Annotated in this window: 1 protein-coding gene; it reads left to right on the forward strand. The window is 33.3% G+C overall.

What is annotated here, in order from left to right:
* Positions 1-59 precede the first annotated feature (59 nt).
* Complete coding sequence (locus tag BN349_RS22905; protein WP_019244608.1) at positions 60-629, forward strand: hypothetical protein; 570 nt, start codon at positions 60-62, stop codon at positions 627-629.
* Positions 630-741: the final 112 nt, after the last annotated feature.

Consider the following 741-nt stretch of genomic DNA (forward strand, 5'->3'; position numbering starts at 1 on the left):
AGGTTAGTTCAATAAGACGCATTTGGAATAATATGGTATAATGTATAAGGGTGATATTGATGAAAAGATGGTCATACATAATACCATTGTTAATTGCAATCACATTTATATTTTTTATAAATGGGTATAGGTTTACGTCGTTAAGTGCTGCCAAAAGTAATACATCCCTTGCAAAAGATGCAGAGTTGATGGAGCAATATGATACAGGTTCATCCGTTATTTTTTTATTTAAGAGTGATGGAGAAGAGATATACCAAACGGTACTATCTGAAAAATCAGGTGTGTTTTTCCGTAGCAGTGTAACAACCAATATTCCGTATAGTTCTGATAAAATCCAAACAGTTGGAGGCATGAGCGTTACCACTAAAAATGGTGCATCCACCTTATTGAGTGTAATATCATACGATGAAGAAGTTGCATATATAGAAACTGGTGTCGAGCCTGATGTAGAAAGAAAGAACGTAAACACTGGAGAACGTATTTCTTTCTTGTTTCCATTTAGTGAACAATTAAACTTTCTTTACCCAACCGCATTTAATAAAGAAGGAAAAAAGCTTTATTATTATGGATACCCAGAAGATACAAATGTTTTAGAAGATTTTAAGTGGCATAAAATTGATGGACAATAATAACTATTTTTTTCATTAATGGGTGCATTACTTCAATTTAAGAGCTGTGGTTGAACAGCTCTCTTTGTTATTCCACAAACGGGGCAGCATTCCTGTAATGAATGAAAATGAA

The organism is Bacillus sp. AP8 (assembly GCF_000321185.1).
Lineage (GTDB): Bacteria > Bacillota > Bacilli > Bacillales > DSM-1321 > Bacillus_AD > Bacillus_AD massilioanorexius.